Origin of the sequence: Peribacillus sp. S4 (assembly GCF_046715815.1) — a bacterium.
Taxonomy (GTDB): domain Bacteria; phylum Bacillota; class Bacilli; order Bacillales; family DSM-1321; genus Peribacillus; species Peribacillus frigoritolerans.
Genome location: NZ_CP175708.1, coordinates 2,338,134 through 2,355,809, shown reverse-complemented (window position 1 = coordinate 2,355,809; position 17,676 = coordinate 2,338,134). Strand labels below are relative to the sequence as shown.

Here is a 17,676-nt window from a genome sequence, read left to right as displayed (position 1 = left end):
AAGAACCGTTACCTTGCAGGTGTACTTAACTCACGATTTAATGTTACCTCACTTTTTAGAGTTAGTTCATCCTTAGGATTTTTTCTACACTTCTCCGTTTTTTTCATTGTCACGCTTACGATTCATGGTTTTTAACGCTTTTCTATATTCTTCATCCTTCATAGCCAATCCCTTGATGTTTAAATCTTCCTGCGTCGTATCCTGGAAACATTGAAGGGCTTGGCGGTAGGCCTGATCGTTCATGTGCTTAACCTGCCCAACGGAAGCAGTTAGAGTCTCCTCTGGAACCTCTGGAACCAATTCAGATTTGTCAGGTGAATGGATGGCTTCCTTACCAGTTTCGTTTATAACCGTTTCACGTGCCATCTCTTCTTTTGAAGTTGACCAGAAATTAATCTTGAACAATCCCCCAATAACAGCCATAGCCAATCCTATGCAAGCAATAATGGTCACCATCTGACCAACCCCTTACTGTACATGTGTTAGAGTTTGTGTGACTTCCGCTACACGTTTTCCTAAAGCTCTTCCTAACTCTTGGGCTTGCTTAGGAAGCAAATCTGTACTATCAACAGGACAGGACACCCCTACCCCGTAATAAGATCCATATAAAGCATTTTCTGGAACATTACCAGGTAAGCCGACGATAATCATCCCTTGGTGAAGCATTGGAGTAATGAGGTTAAGCATCGTTGCTTCTAATCCTCCATGGACGGTAGCAGTCGTACAAAATACAGCACCAATTTTGTTTATCAGCTTACCTTCTGCCCATAAGAACCCTAATTTATCTATCCAAGCTTTTAATCCAGAGCTAATCGTCCCGAAATGTCCAGGACATCCCCATACAATCGCATCCATTTCTGATAGCTTATATACATCTGCCTGATCCACATGATCTATATGCACTTCTGCACCATACACTTCTTGAGCCCCTTCCGCTATTGAATATGCCAGTGCCTTTGTATGTTCACCTTCACTATCATAGACTACATAGATTTTCATAAAATTCCCCACTCCTCTTGGTTGCATTGATGCGAATTTTCATCTACAACGAGATTTTAACTTTAGCATTCATACCAGGAAGTACTTTGGCAGATGGATTCATAATTGAGATTTTAACAGAAACTTTTTGAGTGACCTTTGTGAAATTGCCCGTATTCGACTCTGGTAAAGACGAAAATACAGATTTAGTAGCATAGCCGATTTCTTCAACTTTTCCTTCGAAAGTTACGTCGGTATCGCCATCTACGTTTATATCCACTGAATCGCCTTTTTCAATATCCTTTAAATCTGTTTCCTTGATGTTAGCTGTAATGTATAAATGCTTGAGGTCTGCAGCTTGAGCTAGCACTTGGCCACCTTGTACTAGCTGGTCATTTCCTGCTCCATTTTTAATAATCGTTCCCTCCATGGTAGACTTTATGGAAACGGCTTGACCTTCTTCATCAATTGTTCCTATTGCCTTTCCTTTTGTAACAGCTTTACCCTCTTTAATATTCCAATCTTTGAGCATACCAGAAGCTGGTGCTACAATTTGAACCATGTCTGCAGATACCTTCGCATCATCGGTTTTAACAAAGTTCTCATTTTGATAATAAAAGTAGGCACCGCCTGCTAGCAAAGCAATTACAACAAGAATACCTAAAATATTGGCAATTATTAAACGACCTTTACTCATACGTATTTCCCCTTTTTATTCGTTTTTTCCAATGGTGCTGGAAGTAAAATGTGCTGCTCTTTCTGCACTAGCGACCTTCCTTTGCCCGTTACAGCCTTTCCGATGGAAGCTAACAACATGATTATGCCTAATACCAGGAGAATGGTAAATAAATCATGGTAAGCACCTAGAAGCGCACCTTTTTGACTATTCTCAACCATTGAATAATAAGCCATGCTTTTTGCCTCTGTAAGTGTATGTCCATTATTGATATAATTGCGGACCAATCCGGCCATCTCTGAGTTAGTTTCGGGATTCAATAGAGATATTTCCCCTCGAACATCTTCATAGTGAATCGCATGCATTCGATAAGCGAACCATCCTAGTACTGGTCCAGCAATTGAACCAAATAAATTTCTCATTGAATGCAGGGATGATGACCGTAGTACTGCCTTGTGAATGTCACCTGCTAGTGCTGTTCCCAATGCCCCTGATAATAGCACCATGCTTACGCCTACGCCTATACAAGCCATTTGAACATTTATTGCCGTTAAAGAAACCTCGGTTCCCATTGATCTCCATTGAATACTGATCATTATGATGATGATGGATCCTACCATTCCCAGCCTGCCTGCACCCCATTTGTCATACAGCAAAGTACAGATGATGCCAGACGCCAAAAAGCCAACAAAAAACCACAAATAAAAATACGTAAGGTATATGAATGGAGGATCAAGAATGTTACTCAAAAACCCATTAGCTCCTGCAATCGCGACGATAAGAGCAATATGAGCAGTTAAAGCCATAATTGTTCCTGAAACTGTTTTTGCTGACCACAATGATCGGATTGGAATAAAGGGATCAACAGCATTAAAATCAACCGCTATGAACAATAACGCCAATAGAAGAGCAATCACAAAAAATGGCCAAACCTGATTTGATGTAAAGCCGTGTTCTTGTAAGTTATACAGCGGGAAAATCAAGTCCAATATTAATAAAGTGAATAAGAAAATTCCTTTCATGTTATGTTTCGTCGTTCCTGAGTTTAACTCTGGCTTCGTTTTGGGTAATATCCTGAACCCTATTACAAGGCAAATGAGGGATGAGAGAATATTTAACAAGAATATCCATCGCCACTCTGAAATACTTAAAGATAAGGATCCAACAAATGCACCTACCGCGCTGCAACCAAATAAACCACCTATCGCAAACAATATAAACAGATTCCGCACCTTGTTTGGGTAAGACCTTAAACTAAGCGGTAGGATTGTCAGAAACAATACACCTGCCCCTAAACCTTGGAGTGATCTGCCAATGGTGAGCGGAATGATCCCCCAGCATAGAATATTGATGATCGTTCCACCAAGGAATATGAAAATGAAAGTAAGATAAATTTTTCTTATTCCATATTTCATGGGAAGGATACGTCCAAATGGGAGACCTAACGAAAAAGCCAAATTTGAGCAAATGGATGGAAGTAACATAACGTGTGTACTTAAGTTAAGTCCATTTTGAATAACCATTTGATTCAAGATGTAGGAAAGACTTGTAAAGTATTGAGGCCCAAATGAAAACAACGTTAATAGAGATATGAGCACGTATTCCGGCAAGAGGGGTTTCTTCATCTCGCCACTCAATACATTATTTTGTGAATTCATATAATTCCCCCTTTCTTTCTAAGCTAATTTTGAATGTCAAATTCCATTCCTTAATATTTTTAAAAGAAAAAAGTCTTCACCATCCATTCATATTGAGCAGTTAAACATGCAACATACCCAAACTTGCTATTTACAATTTGTATTATACAACATATATAAAATATAGCAATAAAAAAATATTACCCAAACTAACCTATAACACGGAAAAATGAAAAAGCCTAATTCAAATAAGAACATTTGAATTAGGCTTTTTCATGAAAAGGTTCATTAAAATATGTAATAAACATTACTGGTTCTGCTTATCAAAATTCGGATTATCTTTTTTTCCAGTTCTTAATATCCTGATTCAAACGTGTTAAATTCCTCTGAAGAACGTTTAAATCTTCCTCTGACCAGTCTTTAAGAATATCGGATAATCTTTCTTGACGAGACTTCTGAGCATTATGTAATATTTCTTGCCCTTCTTTCGTCATGACAATTAAGCTGATTCGTCCGTTTTTCGGATCTGGATAACGGCGAATGAATTCCTTTGACTCCATAGCGGCAACCTGGCGACTTGCGGTAGACACATTCAGTCTCAATTGGTCTGACAATTCATTAATGCCTAGTGGCCCATGCTTATCCAATTCACTTAGCAATAAAAACTCGGATCGATCTAGGTTGCCTATTTGTCTACTTGGGGATGTTGTTAGACGTACAAGCAGGGCTATGTCATATTCAATTAACTGGAGTGAGTCCAAAATCTATATCTCCCTTCTAGTGATTTACTTGAAAAATAATTAGACTGAACTGTGAAGCTGGTTCTTTATATATATTTTCCAATTAAAATGATCCACTACCCTTGTATGTGTATAAAAACAATATACATGATTTTCAATGGCTTACCAAGTTTTAAAACTTTAATAAACCCATTTAAATCAATATATTGAATAGGTTTTAATCAGATATCTTATTGATAAATTCCCCTGTTTGTCTCTGACATTCTGAAGGTTCGAGCGAAAATCAGTGTTGATAAATTAATTCTGTAACTTTACATATTCTTCCACACCTGTATAAATCGGCTTTTCCTCTTATTCATCGGAACTTTAAATAAATAAATAAATAAATATGTTGATCGAGCAGACTGGTTTCTCAGTAAGACCGTCCTCTAGCCAAAGATGTTTACATCTGGTGAATCTAGGTTGGACACCGCTGCTCCATTCTATATTATCTTTTCGTCTTTGGTTCACATTCAATTTATATTTTTTTATTGAATTTTCGCCACTCGTATAATCAGTCAAAAAAACTGCACCTCCCATTTTCTAACATTGGGAGGTACAGTTCAAACTCATCTATTCTTTTCCACTGACCTTTAATCGATATTTTTTAAGTTTCCTCACGATTGTTGCCTGACTGGATTCCAGGGCTTCTGCTATTTCATATGTAGTTTGGTAGGTTTGAGCCGCTTTCGTCAAAATTTCCTTTTCGGCTCTTTCCACCGCTTCTTTTAAAGTTAAGGTAGCATTGAGGTTCGGTTGATTCCGATTTTCCGGCTGATATTCTTCCGGAAGGTCGTTAATCGATAATATTCGATTATCCGTCAGCACGACGAGCCTTTCCACAATATTAATCAATTCACGGACATTTCCTGGCCAATCATGTTGATAAAAATATTCCTTCAACCGCGAATCTATTTCTTTTGAGAATTTATATTGTTCGTTTGCTTTTGTTAAAAACAAGTCAGTCAATGCCAAGATATCCTCTCTTCTTTCCCTTAGAGGAGGAATCGTAATCGGAATGACATTCAACCTATAAAAGAGGTCTTCACGAAAATCACCCGTTTTGACCATTTCCGAAAGATTTCGGTTCGTGGCTGCTATTATGCGAACATCGATTTTCTTTGGTTTTGTACCTCCGATTCTTTGAATCTCCCTTTCCTGAAGGGCCCGGAGCAGCTTCACCTGAAGTTGCAGGGGAAGCTCACCGACTTCATCCAGGAATAGGATACCACTCTCTGCAAGCTCAAACATCCCTGGTTTTCCTTTTTGATTGGCTCCGGTAAATGCCCCTCCTTCATATCCAAAGAGCTCGGATTCCAATAAATCAGCGGGAATTGCCCCGCAATTTATTTTGATGAAGTCTCCTTTTTTAGACCGGATGCTCCGATTATAGATATTGCGGGCAAGGACATCCTTTCCAACACCCGTTTCTCCCAGTATGAGTACTGTCGCATCAATATCCGATATTCTTTCTGCTATCTCATAAATCATTTTCATTTTATCACTGACGAATACGACTCCATCTTTGCTCGTTATCTTCCGCAGTTTCTCAATTTCCTGCTTATATTGATGATTCAGTTCATTAGCTTTCGTCAACTCATGCATCAGTTCATTTAAATCAGATAAATCCCTTATATTCGTAACGACTTGCTCTATTTCCCCTTCTGCATTAAAAACGGGACTCCCTGTTATCAATGTTTCCTTTCCCGCAAAATTATCCTGTACGACTGATACCGTTCGTCTCAGCTTCACTACCTTATGAGTCACCGACGCATTCAGTATGCCGCGTTTAATCAATTGGTCCACAGATTTGCCGATATAGTACTCTTTTGGTATGCCTGTGATCCGTTCAATTGCCGAATTGGTATAAAGCGTGATTCCATCTTGATCGGTGATGTATATTCCATCATAGGAATTTTCGATTATTGCATCCAGTGCGCGATTCAATTTATCCGTCTCATGAGCATCAATCAGTAAATCATCCAAAAATTCCGTTTCCCTGCCTATATAAAGAATATTGTCAGCATCCATTTGTTTCATTAATAAAAATAAATACCGTTTATCATGCAGCCTTGCAGCTGCAAGCCTTTTATTATCGAGAAATTGCCACTCATCGAATTGTTCGTTTAATGTATGATTACCATCCTGGCTTAACAATTGATTAAAATAGTTTCCCCAATCCTTAATCCGATTTGCAGAATCCACGACTAGTGCAGGAAAGGTCCACTCTTTGAGCAAATTAAGCTGAGAATCCTGTTTCACTTGATTCATTACTATTCACCTCATCGCCGCAAAAAGAATTCTTTTTAAGTACAATTCTGGATAATTTTCGAAACTCCTTTAAAATTGTCGAATTTCGCTCCTAAAAAAAGTAGTGATGAAATAATTTTCATCACTACTTTACCTCAGTAAGTCTTAAAAATAACCTCTCCACTGATCGCTTCCTTACCTGACTGGTTAGTGGCCGCTACGTTGAAAAAATATCTATTCCCATTTTTTTCTTTTAGATCCGCTTGAAGAGTTATGACATTATTCAAGAAAACCATGCCCTTGAAACGAATCTTGTATTCTTCGATAAACCCAATTTCATAAAGATTACTGAATAGCTTTGCAAGGTTTCCCATCGTCCACATCCCATGTGCGATGATACCTGGAAGACCAGCATTTTTTGCTTCCTCATCAATGGTATGAATGGGATTGAAATCACCTGATGCGCCGGCATATTTAATGAGGTCCAGTCGTGTTACAGGTGCAAGCTCGATGGAATGTAACGAGTCACCAATATGAAGTTCGGTTAATGTCGTCACTTACTCATCACCATCCTTCTGATCGTTTCATTTAAAATGACAAGCTGTTCAGCAGTGAAGACAATTTCCCCATTTACATCCGTCCCATAATTTTTAAAGGCTAGAAATCCCATTTCCCCTTGTTTCCCTTTTTTCTCATAATAGTCTTTCACTTCCGTATAACAGGTGATTTCTTCCCCTACCTTAAGCGGCCTGTTATAGCGATAAACCTGCTCACCGTGAATCAAGCCTTTATTCGGGAGATTTAAGCTTTCAATCGTCCCAAAATCAAAGACCCTTGGGAAAGTTGGTGGAGCGATATTCGTACCGTACCTTGATTGCCTGCCTGTTTCTTCATCAATGAAAATCGGGTGGGGATCACCAATCGATAATGCGAATTTTTTAACGGCTCCCCGTTCAACTATATTTTTAACGGGGTTGGATCGTTTTCCAATACTTTCGTTGAACATAACATCCCGCCTTTTCCCTTAATTTTTCGGACCGCCCGCAACATATAAAACCTGCCCGCTAATGAATGAGGATGCCTCATCGGCAAAGAATGCAACAGCATGAGCAATATCACTTGGCAAACCGCTTCTGGCAACTGGAATACTGTTTGCCCTATCCTGGATGAATTGTTCAAAACTCACTCCCACCCGCCTAGCTGTTTCTTTCGTCATTTCGGTTTCGATAAAGCCTGGTGCAACCGAATTAGCCGTTATCCCATATTTGCCAAGTTCAATCGCCAGTGTTTTTGTTAACCCCTGAAGCCCAGCTTTTGCGGCTGAATAATTAGCCTGCCCGCGGTTCCCAAGGGCCGAAGTGGATGATATATTGATGATTCTTCCGTACTTATTTGCAACCATATGCTTCTGGGCGGCACGTACTGCATTGAAAGTACCTTTTAAATGCACATCCATTACCGTCTGCCAATCAGAATCGGTCATTTTAAAAAGTAAATTATCCCGGATGACCCCAGCATTATTCACGAGAATATCAAGGGATCCGAATGTGTCGGCTATTTCTTTTATCGATGCTTCCACCTCTTCTGGATTGACCACGTTGGCCACTTTGGTAAAAATGGTATAACCCTTATCCCTTAGTTCATTTCCTGTTGCTGTCAAAACCTCTTCGTTGATATCGATAATCGCTACGTTTGCGCCTTCACTGGCAAACAGTTCGACGATCGCCCGGCCAATCCCCCTGCTTCCACCTGTAACTAAAGCTGTTTTCCCTGAAAATCTCCCTGTCATAATCGTCTCCTCCTAATCTATTATAAAAATTGCCCTACTTTAACATGTCCCTTAATCAAATTTCGGGAAATGATCATACGCTGTATTTCATCCGTACCATCATAAATCCTCCAAAGCCTGGCTTCGCGGTACCAGCGTTCGATGGGAAGCTCCTTCGTATAGCCCATGCCACCGTGAATCTGCAATACACGATCAACGACCCGATTCCCCATATTGGCTCCATAGAGTTTAGCCATTGAAGCTAAATGGCGGTTGTCTTCTCCATTATCAAGTGTAAAAGCCGCATTCAATACAAGCCATCTTGCGGCTTCAATCTCTACAGCGGAATCAGCTATCTGCCATTGAATGGCCTGGCGCTCAGCGATCGGTTTACCGAAAGTTACTCGTTCTTTAGCGTATTCTATAGCCATTTGCAGCAATCTTTCCGCAGAACCGACAGCACGTGCGCCCACTATCCATCTTGCAAACCCAATCCATTCCAAGCCTAGTTTATAACCGCCATGCACTTCCCCCAAGATGTTTTCTTCGGGTACCCTGACATTATCAAAAACTAAACCGGCCGGTCCCCATTCTCCCATCGTATTGATATATTCTGATCTCCAGCCCATATCACGGTCTACAATGAAACAGGTTACCCCTTCCGTCCCGGTTGCTTGATGACGTTCTTTGTCAGTTACGGCAATGACCATGACGAAATCGGCATCATTTCCTCCAGTGATGAATGTTTTTTCTCCGTTAAGCACCCATTCATTTCCTTCTTTTACTGCCGTCATTTTAATATTTCGCGTATCGGACCCAGCCCCCGGCTCCGTCATGGCAAAACAGGACTTTTTCTCACCATTAATAGTAGGGATCAGATATTTCTGTTTCTGTTCTTCATTTGCATAATAAAGGATGTTATCAGCCGAACCTCCAAAGCTGAATGGTACAAACGTTTTTGACACTTCCATCAAGACAATTGCCATCATGAGCTGACCTAGGTCTGCCCCGCCATATTCCTCCGGGGTATTGATGCCCCAAAACCCCGCTTTTTTTGCTTTTTCCTGTAAATCTTTCAATGTCCCCTCTGGTAAACTAGGTTTCCCTGCCATTTCATTGCGAAGCACTTCATTTTCCAATGGAATCAATTCATTTTCCACGAACTTGCGTATTGTTTTTTGTACCATTTTTTGTTCATCTGATAGACGTAAATCCATATTAACCCCTCCGCTTTCCAATTAGACTAGTTTTGATATTTTCTCTTCAATTGTCCGGTAATGATATTTTTTTGGATTTCGGACGTACCTTCATATATTCTGGTGATTCGGGCATCCCGATAGAAACGTTCAACTGGATAATCCTTCATGTATCCCATCCCGCCATGAATCTGTACGGCCTTATCAGCGACACGATTATATACTTCCGAACCATACAACTTAAGCATGGCCGCTTCTTTAATGATTTTTTCTTTCTGATCGACCATCCATGCGACCCTGTATGTGAATGAGCGAAGTGCTTCTATTTCGATTGCCATCTCGGCAATCATATGGGATACGGCTTGATGATCAATGATCGGGACATTGAATTGTTCACGTTCTGTGGCATATTTGGTAGAAAGATCGAGCAGGTATTGACAGGACCCCAAATTACGGGCAGCAAGGCCTGCCCGGCCATTTGCAAGGATTTTCAAGGCATTTACATACCCTTGGCCGACGTCCCCCAGTACATTTTCAGCAGGAACCTCGCAATCTTCAAAAAATAATTCGGCCGAATGTGAACCTCGAAGACCCATCTTCCTTTCCAGGCTACCAACTCTAAAACCCGGAAAATCCTTTTCTACTATGAATGAGGTGATCCCTTTCGCCCCTTTATCTTTGTCCGTAACGGCCATAACTGTAAAAATATCTGCTACATCTGCATTCGTTATATAATGCTTGGTACCATTTAAAATATATTTATCGCCATTTTTGACCGCCGTCATTTTGAGATTCGTAGCATGGGACCCCGCTGCAGGCTCAGTTAAAGCAAAAGCGCCAATTCTATTACCGCTTGCCATATCTGGTAGATATTTTTCCTTTTGCATTTCATTGCCCATTTCTACTATCCCTACCGTCCCTATACCGGTGTGGGCCCCAATCAGAGTGGTATATCCATTATGTGTTTTACCGATTTCCTCATATAAAGCACATTTTCCCACCATCCCGATTCCGAGTCCGCCATACCTTTCCGGGATACTAAGTCCGAATAGCCCGATTTCCTTCGATAAATTTATGATGGATTCCGGGATATGATCTTCATCCTCTATCTGCATGGAAAATGGATCGATTTGTTCTTCGATAAACTGGCGTATATTTTCTTTAAGTAGCAGGATGTCTTCATCTAAGCGAAAGTCCATTTGCATTCCCCTTTATCTGCGAATTGGTTGTTAACGCTTTCATATCTAGTTCGAATGAGCGATATGTTTTTCTTGAAGCTTGCGTTTTAAAATTTTACCGACCGCCGTCTTCGGAAGTTCACTTTCAAATGTGATTGCTTTTGGGACCTTGAAGGCAGCGAGCTGCTTTCGGCAATAATCCTTCAATTCGTTTTCAGTTATTCTTTCACTTGGTTTTAGAACTACCGCTGCATGTACCGTTTCACCGCGATATTGATCGGGAACGCCAAAGACGGCAGCTTCCAGAACCTTAGGGTGGCTGTATAGTATATCTTCAATTTCAATTGGATAAATATTGAATCCACCTGCGATGATCATCTCTTTCTTCCGTCCCACAATGTAAAAGAAGCCATCTTCATCCATCTTGGCCATATCACCGGTATGCAGCCATCCGTTTTGAATCGTCTTCTTCGTCTCTTCAGGCATGCCCCAATAACCTTTCATTACCTGTGGACCCTTTATGACCAATTCACCTGGTGTATCAACCAAGAGGGCTGGCTCTCCTGTAATGCTGTCAATTATGGCGGCATCCGTATTTTGTATCGGAATCCCGATACTTCCTGGTTTTTGCAGGCCGCTGACTGGATTCCGGTGCGTGACTGGTGACGCCTCGGACAGTCCATAGCCCTCCGCAATCTTTGTTCCACTAAGTTCGTTAAACCTTGACAATACATGCAATGGCAATGGTGACGAACCCGAAACGCAAGATGTCAATGTATGCAAATCAAATGGATGGGACTGGTAATATTGTAATAAAGCAATATACATCGTCGGTACCCCTGGAAAAATAGTCGGTTTAAGATTAGTGATAATATCGACGATCTCCGTTACCTGAAATCGGGATACAAGAATTAATTCCCCGCCATTATAAAACGTCAGGTTCATCCCTGAAGTCATGCCGTAAACATGAAATAATGGGGAAACGCCCAGTACCCTTTCCTTCCCCTTTTGAGTATTGATTCTTGAAGTGGCTGCACTTTGCAGCGTATTGGCTACGATATTACGATGGGTTAGCATCGCGCCTTTAGAACGCCCTGTCGTTCCTCCAGTATATTGGAGGACGGCGACATCTTTAGCAGGTTCAATCTCCACAGTGAAATCCGCCTCTGTAACAGATAGCAGTTTTTTTGTCATTTCACATTTGCCCTTTTCCAGCGACACGCTCAACACCTTTTCAACATCGGTTTCAGCTATGACAGCTTCAACTATGGGCAATAAATCGTCGAGTACAATGATGTGCCTTGCACCTGAATCTTTCAGGACATGCATTAATTCGTTCGCCTTATACATTGGATTGATTTGGACAACAATGGCTCCATTCAAAAGAGTTCCAAAAAAACCAATTGGATATTGGGGACAATTAGGAAGCATGATAGCCACACGATCTCCCTTTCCAATCCCTTCATCAGCAAGCAAGCGGGCACATTTTTTCACTAACTTCCCCAACTCTGAATATGTATACCTTTTCTCCATGAACGTTACCGCTGTATTATCCAAATACTGTTCGACTGATTGAAAAAATAGTTCTGTCAATGAAATTTCAGGAATATCAATCTCTATTGGATTTCCGGACGGGATATGCTTTATCCAAGGTCTATCCATTTGTCCTCCCCTTTCTTCATTCAAAAATAAAGAAGTCATACTAACAACATGCAAGGAGTGTGCCAAAAATAAATCGTTTTGATACGTTGATTCAGTTAATGCTAAAATTCAAAATTGAATTATTTGCTGCGTTTTTAATAATTCCAGGTTCATAATTCTAGGATTTAAATTTGACTCAATAAGTCATTTTTGAATTAAGACATTGCTTTCGTATAAAGACCCAACTATAGTGCTGGCCTGTGGATATACTGATCATTTTCAGGAAAATAAAACGGGATGCTGATCAAGGTCAGCATCCCGTTCAAAAAAATGATTCACTGCTCTATGGCTGTGTCATCTTCCAATGATATTTTCCATAATTCTTTCGCTTTTCCACTAACCGTTTCATCAAAAACAAATGATCCATTCGTATATCGATCATGATTTTTTAATGAAGCGGCATGAATCGTTTCAATGGTTCCCTTTTCGGAAAGAATGAATAGACTGTCGGTTTTGTTAATGATATCGAAACCAATGACCCTATGAGGATTCGATTTCAATTCCCTCAAGACCACGACACCGCGTTTTGCCCGGCTCGTTTTTTCAAACTCGGTTAATTTCATTTTCTTAATGGCCCCGCGCTGTGTAACGATAAAGATCGATTCTTTACTATCCTTGGCCAAAACCTTTCCGCCAATGACATAGTCATTTTCTTTCAAGTTAATCCCTTTGACTCCTGCTGCCCGGACACCGACAACACTTACTTCTTCTTCATCAAACCATAAACCATAGCCATTATGAGTGACTAGGAAAAGGTCAGCCTGTCCATTCGTATGATGGACATCGACCAGTTCATCGTCACCTTTTAAATTTACACCAACCAGTGGTTTTGAATGACGCTGAGCTTTATAGGAAGCTAATTCTGTCTTTTTCACCATACCATTTTTCGTGATGAAAACTAAGAATTCCGGCATGGTAAAATCTTTGATTGGAATCGCTTTTATGATTTGCTCTTCCCTGTCGATTGGAATGATGTTAGCGATATGCTGACCGGTTTCCTTCCAGCGAATATCAGGAAGCTGATGAACTGGACAATAGAGGTAGTTCCCTTTGGACGTGAACAGCAACAGGACATCTGTTGTATTCATCTCCAGCCTCTGGAGCAGGCGATCGGAATCCTTCATGCCAAAATCAAGCCCTCCTGATGCTGCATAAGATCGTAACGATGTCCGTTTGACATAGCCTTCTTTCGTCACGGTAACCATTACGTCTTCACTCGCAATCAAGACTTCAAGATTTATTTTGATTTCTTCAATTTCTTTTTCGATTTTGGAACGCCGTCCATCATCAAAACCCTTTTTAATGAATCGAAGTTCTTTTTTAATTACTTGAAGAAGAACCTTTTCACTTCCAAGAATCTTTGTCAATTCTTCAATTTTGTCCTTCAATTCCGCTGCCTCTGCTTCAAGTGCTGTAATATCCGTATTTGTCAGCCTATATAACTGCAAGGAGACAATGGCTTCAGCTTGCGCTTCTGTAAAAGCAAATTTAGCTATGAGGTTATCTTTAGCGTTCCGTTTGTCTTTAGATGCCCGGATGACAGCGATGACTTCATCTAATATGGATAAAGCTTTCACTAATCCATCGACGATATGTGCCCTGTCATGTGCCTTTTGCAGCTCATAACGTGAACGGTTCACGATTACCTCTTTACGGTGTTCGATATAAGCATCGAGCATTTTAGGCAGGCTCATCAATGTTGGCCGCTTTTTATAAATTGCAACCATATTGAAATTGTAGGCAATTTGGAGATCGGAATTTTTATATAAATAATGCAGGACTCCATTTGCATCTGCTTCTTTTTTCAGTTCGATGACAATGCGCAGTCCTGTACGGTCGGTCTCATCCCTTACTTCGGCGATACCTTCCACTTTCCGGTCTAGACGGAATTCATCCATTTTCTTAACAAGGTTTGCTTTATTGACTTCATATGGGATTTCAGTGATGACGATTTGCTGTTTGCCGCCCCGAATCGTTTCCACTTCCGCCAACCCGCGAATGATTATTTTCCCTTTACCTGTTTCATAGGCCTTACGAATGCCCTCAATTCCTTGAATGATACCGCCAGTAGGAAAATCCGGCCCTTTAATGACAGTCATTAAATCAGGGACTGTCGCTTCCGGCTTATCGATTCGCATAATGGCAGCATCAATGACTTCACCAAGTTGATGTGGCGGGATTTCAGTGGCATAGCCGGCTGAAATTCCTGTAGAGCCGTTTACAAGCAGGTTTGGGAACATTGCAGGCAAAACAATGGGCTCTTCAGAAGTATCATCAAAGTTCGGTACAAAATCGACCGTCCTTTTTTCAATATCCCGCAGCATCTCGGAGGCAATCGATGAAAGCCTCGCTTCCGTATACCGCATCGCAGCAGGCGGATCACCATCAATGCTACCATTGTTTCCGTGCATTTGGACCATGACCTTCCGCAGCTTCCAGTCTTGGCTCATCCGAACCATTGCCTCATAAACGGATGAATCTCCGTGAGGGTGATAGTTACCGATTACATTACCGACCGTTTTTGCGGATTTCCTGAATCCTTTTTCCTGAGTGTTTCCTTCGACATGCATCGCATACAATATCCTGCGCTGCACCGGTTTTAAGCCGTCCCTTGCATCAGGAAGTGCCCGATCTTGGATAATATATTTACTATAACGGCCGAAGCGGTCACCAATTACCTCTTCAAGCGGCAAATCCCGAAACGTTTCTTCAAATACCATCGTTAATGACCTCCTCTTCAATCGACATATTTTCATTATCTAAAATATTCGATTCCTCTTCGAGACCAAAAGCGACATTGGCTTCAATCCACTTACGACGCGGTTCAACCTTATCTCCCATCAAAGTTGTCACACGTCTTTCTGCACGTGCTCCATCATCGATCTTCACACGTATCAATGTCCTTGTTTCCGGGTTCATGGTGGTATCCCATAATTGATCGGCATTCATCTCACCCAGCCCTTTATAGCGCTGAATCATATAGCCTTTCCCCACCTTGTCTATCGCTCCCTGGAGCTCCTCATCGCTCCAAGCATATTCAATGACTTCTTTCTTCCCTGTCCCTTTGCTCACTTTATATAAAGGGGGCAAGGCAATGTAAACCTTTCCTGACTCTATTAACGGCTTCATATATCGGTAAAAGAAAGTCAGCAGCAGCACTTGGATATGGGCCCCATCCGTATCGGCATCAGTCATGATGATCACTTTATCATAGTTAGTGTCCGGCGTATTGAACTCCGCCCCGACACCTCCGCCGATGGCATGGATGATCGTATTTATTTCCTCGTTTTTAAAAATATCCGCCAGTTTTGCCTTTTCTGTATTGATAACTTTACCCCGCAAAGGTAGAACTGCTTGGAAACGGCGATCCCGCCCTTGTTTAGCGGATCCCCCAGCAGAGTCACCTTCTACAAGATACAATTCATTTCGTTCGGGATTTTTCGATTGGGCCGGTGTTAATTTCCCGGAAAGGATGGCATCGGATTTTTTCCGTTTCTTCCCGCTTCTTGCGTCTTCACGGGCTTTGCGTGCCGCTTCCCTTGCCTGGAACGCTTTAATCGCTTTTTTAACCAATAGGGTACTTGTGGTCGGATCTTCTTCAAAAAAGTAGGCTAGGTGCTCTGATACGATGGAATCGACTGCAGAACGGGCTTCGCTGGTTCCAAGTTTGCTTTTGGTTTGTCCTTCGAATTGAAGAAGTTCTTCAGGGATGCGCACTGAAATGATTGAAGACAAGCCTTCACGTATATCGGTACCTTCGAGGTTTTTATCTTTTTCCTTTAATAGCCCCATTTTTCTGGCATAATCATTGAATGCCCGTGTCATGGCCGTTTTTGCACCAATCTCATGGGTGCCTCCGTCTTTTGTACGAACGTTATTCACGAAGCTTAGAATATTTTCTGAATAACCATCGTTGAATTGAAAGGCAAGTTCGACTTCGATCCCATTTTGTTCCCCTTCTAAGCTGACTACACTATGGAGTGTCTCTTTCTCTTCATTTAAATAATCAACAAACGCTTCAATGCCATTTTCATAGTGAAAAATTTCATTATGGTCGTTACGCTCATCCGTTAATTCTATCTTCATGCCTTTTAAAAGAAAAGCTGATTCGCGAAGGCGCTCACACAGGATCTCATAATTAAAAGTCGTGACCGAAAATATTTTAGGATCAGGCTTGAAGTGGATTTTGGTCCCAGCTTGATTTGTTTTGCCGATTTTCTCCAGTGTGGTTTCTGGCTTTCCTCCATTGAAAAAACGTTGTTCGTATATGAACCCGTCCCTCTTGATTGTCACGACAAGCCATTCAGACAACGCGTTAACGACCGAAGCACCGACTCCATGAAGGCCTCCACTCGTTTTATATCCGCCTTGTCCAAATTTACCTCCAGCATGAAGAATCGTTAAAATGACCTCAGGCGTCGGTTTACCTAATTTATGCATGCCAATAGGCATTCCACGCCCTTTATCGGATACACTTACACTGTTATCTTTATGTATTTTCACACTAATTTGGTCTCCATATCCAGCTAAAGCCTCATCTACGGAGTTATCTACAATCTCGTACACTAAATGATGAAGTCCGCGTGCATCAGTACTGCCGATATACATACCGGGACGTTTTCTGACCGCTTCGAGTCCTTCCAGTACCTGAATTGCATCATCATTGTACTCGATTGTTTTTACTTTCTTTGCCACAGAAATTCCCCTTTCCTTACTAAACACAATTTCCGGGCCAAATCATACTGCAATGAAATGACTCACTAGCTTAACAAATCCATTAATACGTTATTATCATTATAACAAGTATAATACTTTCATGAACAAAGAACAAGTGTTCTATTTTTTTGTCCTTTTTATTAGCGTTAGCACATTTGTGTGGAACAAAACGTATCATAGCTACCATTCTAATTGTAGCGGTAAATTTTCATTTGGCAAATATACTTTTATATTTAAATCAAATTAAGCTTTAATGGCTTAATTTTGCCCGACCGCTCAATGCCCGCTATGCTGCCTTTCAGTTTTTCTCCAGAAATAAAGCGATACCTTAAAAAAAGAGCGGAAGTTCCGCTCTTCATTTTACTTAGTAAGGGCGTGTTCGACTTTTATACATCGATTCATGATGACAGTATGTCCTTTTTCTTTCAAGAAATTATAGGCTTCTTCATTTTCCACTCCTAGCTGCGCCCAAAAGATATCTGCATCGATTTCTGCAAATTCCTTGGCTATCTCCGGAAGGAACTCTGAACGGCGGAAAACATTGACGATATCGACGTGCCCTTCAATATCTTTCAGGGCTTTTACTGCCTTTACACCCAGCACTTCAGCTACAGCAGGGTTTACCGGGATGATTTCGTATCCGCTATCCTGCATGGCCTTCGATACCATATAAGAAGTGCGCTCAGGGTTATCAGATAAACCGACGACAGCGATGCGCTTCGATTTTTTCAGCATCTTTCCCATTTCTTCCCTGCTTGGATTTTCTATCATTCTTTTCAATCCCCTTTTATAATAAA

The 17,676-nt window shown here is 41.1% G+C and carries 15 protein-coding genes; all 15 read right to left on the bottom strand.

Translation table 11 applies throughout. From position 1 onward, the window contains the following. Positions 1-84 precede the first annotated feature (84 nt). Positions 85-456, bottom strand: a complete 372-nt coding sequence (locus ACJ9PY_RS11265) for a hypothetical protein (protein WP_063576373.1) — start codon at positions 454-456, stop codon at positions 85-87. Between the two features lie 12 nt (positions 457-468). Next, the gene (locus ACJ9PY_RS11260) at positions 469-999 is read right to left on the bottom strand and encodes an NAD(P)H-dependent oxidoreductase (protein WP_057277798.1); all 531 of its coding nucleotides are present in this window, start codon (positions 997-999) and stop codon (positions 469-471) included. 43 nt (positions 1,000-1,042) lie between these two features. Beyond that, the gene (locus ACJ9PY_RS11255) at positions 1,043-1,675 is read right to left on the bottom strand and encodes an efflux RND transporter periplasmic adaptor subunit (RefSeq protein ID WP_057277799.1); all 633 of its coding nucleotides are present in this window, start codon (positions 1,673-1,675) and stop codon (positions 1,043-1,045) included. Beyond that, entirely contained in the window at positions 1,672-3,312 is a 1,641-nt protein-coding gene (locus tag ACJ9PY_RS11250) for an MFS transporter (protein WP_057277800.1), read from the bottom strand. The genes ACJ9PY_RS11255 and ACJ9PY_RS11250 overlap by 4 nt, the downstream gene beginning before the upstream one ends. A 314-nt stretch (positions 3,313-3,626) precedes the next feature. Further along, on the bottom strand, positions 3,627-4,052 hold the full coding sequence (locus ACJ9PY_RS11245; RefSeq protein ID WP_222619763.1) for a MarR family winged helix-turn-helix transcriptional regulator: 426 nt from the start codon (positions 4,050-4,052) through the stop codon (positions 3,627-3,629). 591 nt (positions 4,053-4,643) lie between these two features. Beyond that, positions 4,644-6,341, bottom strand: a complete 1,698-nt coding sequence (locus ACJ9PY_RS11240; protein ID WP_411740026.1) for a sigma-54 interaction domain-containing protein — start codon at positions 6,339-6,341, stop codon at positions 4,644-4,646. Positions 6,342-6,475: 134 nt separating this feature from the next. Next, entirely contained in the window at positions 6,476-6,877 is a 402-nt protein-coding gene (locus tag ACJ9PY_RS11235) for a MaoC/PaaZ C-terminal domain-containing protein (protein WP_411740025.1), read from the bottom strand. Further along, complete coding sequence (locus ACJ9PY_RS11230) at positions 6,874-7,326, bottom strand: MaoC family dehydratase N-terminal domain-containing protein (RefSeq protein ID WP_095678347.1); 453 nt, start codon at positions 7,324-7,326, stop codon at positions 6,874-6,876. Before ACJ9PY_RS11230 ends, ACJ9PY_RS11235 begins: the two co-directional genes overlap by 4 nt. An 18-nt stretch (positions 7,327-7,344) precedes the next feature. Further along, positions 7,345-8,109, bottom strand: a complete 765-nt coding sequence (locus ACJ9PY_RS11225) for an SDR family oxidoreductase (RefSeq protein WP_057277805.1) — start codon at positions 8,107-8,109, stop codon at positions 7,345-7,347. Positions 8,110-8,129: 20 nt separating this feature from the next. Then, positions 8,130-9,305, bottom strand: a complete 1,176-nt coding sequence (locus ACJ9PY_RS11220; protein WP_057277806.1) for an acyl-CoA dehydrogenase family protein — start codon at positions 9,303-9,305, stop codon at positions 8,130-8,132. A 26-nt stretch (positions 9,306-9,331) separates the two neighbouring features. Further along, complete coding sequence (locus ACJ9PY_RS11215; RefSeq protein WP_411740024.1) at positions 9,332-10,483, bottom strand: acyl-CoA dehydrogenase family protein; 1,152 nt, start codon at positions 10,481-10,483, stop codon at positions 9,332-9,334. A 45-nt stretch (positions 10,484-10,528) separates the two neighbouring features. Then, entirely contained in the window at positions 10,529-12,124 is a 1,596-nt protein-coding gene (locus ACJ9PY_RS11210) for a long-chain-fatty-acid--CoA ligase (RefSeq protein WP_411740023.1), read from the bottom strand. A 314-nt stretch (positions 12,125-12,438) separates the two neighbouring features. Continuing rightward, positions 12,439-14,883 (bottom strand): DNA topoisomerase IV subunit A, encoded by a 2,445-nt coding sequence (gene parC, locus ACJ9PY_RS11205; protein WP_411740022.1) that lies wholly within the window; start codon positions 14,881-14,883, stop codon positions 12,439-12,441. Further along, entirely contained in the window at positions 14,873-16,858 is a 1,986-nt protein-coding gene (gene parE / locus ACJ9PY_RS11200; RefSeq protein WP_048678600.1) for a DNA topoisomerase IV subunit B, read from the bottom strand. Before parE ends, parC begins: the two co-directional genes overlap by 11 nt. Before the next feature lie 381 nt (positions 16,859-17,239). After that, positions 17,240-17,650, bottom strand: a complete 411-nt coding sequence (locus ACJ9PY_RS11195) for a CoA-binding protein (protein WP_063576383.1) — start codon at positions 17,648-17,650, stop codon at positions 17,240-17,242. Positions 17,651-17,676: the final 26 nt, after the last annotated feature.

What these genes read in the sequence shown, in the direction of transcription:
- ACJ9PY_RS11240 (WP_411740026.1), bottom strand. Translation starts at nt 6,341, where the DNA reads ATGAATCAAGTGAAACAGGATTCTCAGCTTAATTTGCTCAAAGAGTGG.
- ACJ9PY_RS11260 (WP_057277798.1), bottom strand. Translation starts at nt 999, where the DNA reads ATGAAAATCTATGTAGTCTATGATAGTGAAGGTGAACATACAAAGGCA.
- ACJ9PY_RS11215 (WP_411740024.1), bottom strand. Translation starts at nt 10,483, where the DNA reads ATGGACTTTCGCTTAGATGAAGACATCCTGCTACTTAAAGAAAATATA.
- ACJ9PY_RS11225 (WP_057277805.1), bottom strand. Translation starts at nt 8,109, where the DNA reads ATGACAGGGAGATTTTCAGGGAAAACAGCTTTAGTTACAGGTGGAAGC.
- ACJ9PY_RS11250 (WP_057277800.1), bottom strand. Translation starts at nt 3,312, where the DNA reads ATGAATTCACAAAATAATGTATTGAGTGGCGAGATGAAGAAACCCCTC.
- ACJ9PY_RS11255 (WP_057277799.1), bottom strand. Translation starts at nt 1,675, where the DNA reads ATGAGTAAAGGTCGTTTAATAATTGCCAATATTTTAGGTATTCTTGTT.
- ACJ9PY_RS11265 (WP_063576373.1), bottom strand. Translation starts at nt 456, where the DNA reads ATGGTGACCATTATTGCTTGCATAGGATTGGCTATGGCTGTTATTGGG.
- ACJ9PY_RS11210 (WP_411740023.1), bottom strand. Translation starts at nt 12,124, where the DNA reads ATGGATAGACCTTGGATAAAGCATATCCCGTCCGGAAATCCAATAGAG.
- ACJ9PY_RS11195 (WP_063576383.1), bottom strand. Translation starts at nt 17,650, where the DNA reads ATGATAGAAAATCCAAGCAGGGAAGAAATGGGAAAGATGCTGAAAAAA.
- ACJ9PY_RS11220 (WP_057277806.1), bottom strand. Translation starts at nt 9,305, where the DNA reads ATGGATTTACGTCTATCAGATGAACAAAAAATGGTACAAAAAACAATA.
- parC (WP_411740022.1), bottom strand. Translation starts at nt 14,883, where the DNA reads ATGGTATTTGAAGAAACGTTTCGGGATTTGCCGCTTGAAGAGGTAATT.
- ACJ9PY_RS11230 (WP_095678347.1), bottom strand. Translation starts at nt 7,326, where the DNA reads ATGTTCAACGAAAGTATTGGAAAACGATCCAACCCCGTTAAAAATATA.